The 1,596-nt window shown below is 57.7% G+C and carries 4 protein-coding genes; all 4 read right to left on the minus strand.

What is annotated here, in order from left to right; all coding sequences use genetic code 11:
- On the minus strand, positions 1 to 282 hold a 282-nt coding region (locus HMPREF2896_RS05690; RefSeq protein WP_070718376.1), incomplete at its 3' end, for an IS3 family transposase.
- A 121-nt stretch (positions 283 to 403) separates the two neighbouring features.
- Positions 404 to 901: an amino acid permease gene (locus tag HMPREF2896_RS05695; RefSeq protein WP_168165685.1), complete on the minus strand. Its 498-nt coding sequence runs from the start codon at positions 899 to 901 to the stop codon at positions 404 to 406.
- Positions 902 to 965: 64 nt separating this feature from the next.
- On the minus strand, positions 966 to 1,319 hold the full coding sequence (locus HMPREF2896_RS05700; RefSeq protein WP_168165686.1) for a hypothetical protein: 354 nt from the start codon (positions 1,317 to 1,319) through the stop codon (positions 966 to 968).
- 90 nt (positions 1,320 to 1,409) lie between these two features.
- Positions 1,410 to 1,596, minus strand: a 187-nt coding sequence (locus HMPREF2896_RS12400; protein ID WP_083311457.1) for an integrase core domain-containing protein, incomplete at its 5' end; no start/stop codon positions are given.

The following is a 1,596-nucleotide window of genomic DNA, read 5'->3' on the forward strand; positions in this document are numbered from 1 at the left end:
GGCAAAATATTTCGCGGCCTTACGCAGGATATCGCGTTCTTCACGAAGCTTCGAGACTTCCTTTTCTAGCTGGCGGATCCGCTCAGAATCAGTCGTCGCCTGGGCCTTGTCACGCATGGTCTTCGTGCGGGCACGCTTGCCGGTGCCGTACTGCTTGATCCAGGAATAAAGTGAGGAGCGATTGACTCCAAGCTCTGCTGAAGCCGCGTGAAGTGAAAGGTCCTCATTGTTTTCGTAGAGGGCCACAGCATCACGTTTGAACTGTTCGGAGTACCTAGGCATGGTGGTAGATTACCTTTCTTCCCAACCCAACAGGGCTGGATATCAGGTGTCTACCAAACAGGGGTCAGGTCCCCCACCTACCCTAAAATCAACGCCGCGGTCTTCTCCGGTGGCACGCCCTTCAACTGCGGCTCTTGACGGCCCACGACGCCAGCCCCAGCACAACCCAGACCACCAACGCGATGAGCGGAGCCGTTCCCAGCATGCCAGGCGAGCCCGGAACGAAGAGTAGCGCCAAGAACCCGATGGAGAGAATGCACCCGGCCAGCGCGAAGTACTCGTAAAACTTGCTCGGTGCTATCGGCTTGGGCATCCCGGGAACCTGTCCGGTACGCGCAATCTTCCATGCGCAGAAACACGTATAGAAATACGCCACCGTGATACCAGCACTGGACATATCGACGACCCACGTCAAAGCCGCGCGCCCAAACCACGGGGTAACCAGGCACACCGCGCACACCAAAAGAATCGCGTTGCGCGGGGTGCGCTGCTTACCATTTAGCTCACCCAGCCGACTCGAGACTAGGTTGGCGCGGCCAAGAGTAAACAAGACTCGGCTTGCCGCAGTGAAGAATCCGTTCAAACCAGTAAGAACTCCGGCGCTGACAGCTACAACCATGAGCACCAAACCGTCAGGCCCCATCACCTCGCTGATGGCTGCCGCCGGCGGCCATGCCTCCCCTTCATAAGCATCGTGGTGGACTCCACACAGCGATAGAGGTTGCGAGCATCATCGCCAAGTAGATCAAGGTCGCCGCAATGACTCCCCACATCAGAAGGCCTAGCGCTTTCTTCGGCGAGAAATTGAACTCGCCCGCCAACTGCGGAATGGAATCAAAACCCACGTAGGCCCACAGGGCAAAAGCGATGATGGTCGCAACCGCTGCTACCGGCGGGACATCCACTGGGAAAGCGGGTGCAAGCTCCGGGCGCTTGGCGACGTAATAAATCACCATCGACGCCACTATGACCACCACCGCCACAATCATGATCACAGCGGCAAAGAACTGGAACTGGCCAGAAAGCGCACCCCTCATGACCATTTCAGGGAACGTAACACGGAAGACGAGCGCGACCGCCGTGGGGTTGCCCGCAAATCGTGGACACGTAGTGGAGCTACCTAGTGGTTAGGCAGCTATTTCTTTTCTGCTGTTGATTGCGCCGGTGTGGTTCTCGAAGTCGACGGGGCTGACCATTCCGAGTGCAGAGTGCCGGCGCCGACGGTTGTAGACGACTTCCATCCAGTAGGCAACGGCCTTGCGTGCAGCATCACGGGTAGGCCATCGCTTACGGTCGTAGAATTCAGTCTTTAGC

The sequence above is a fragment of the Corynebacterium sp. HMSC069E04 genome, assembly GCF_001813175.1.
In the GTDB taxonomy this organism is placed as follows: Bacteria; Actinomycetota; Actinomycetes; order Mycobacteriales; family Mycobacteriaceae; genus Corynebacterium; species Corynebacterium aurimucosum.

What these genes read in the sequence shown, in the direction of transcription:
- HMPREF2896_RS05695 (WP_168165685.1), bottom strand. Translation starts at nt 901, where the DNA reads ATGGTTGTAGCTGTCAGCGCCGGAGTTCTTACTGGTTTGAACGGATTC.
- HMPREF2896_RS05700 (WP_168165686.1), bottom strand. Translation starts at nt 1,319, where the DNA reads ATGAGGGGTGCGCTTTCTGGCCAGTTCCAGTTCTTTGCCGCTGTGATC.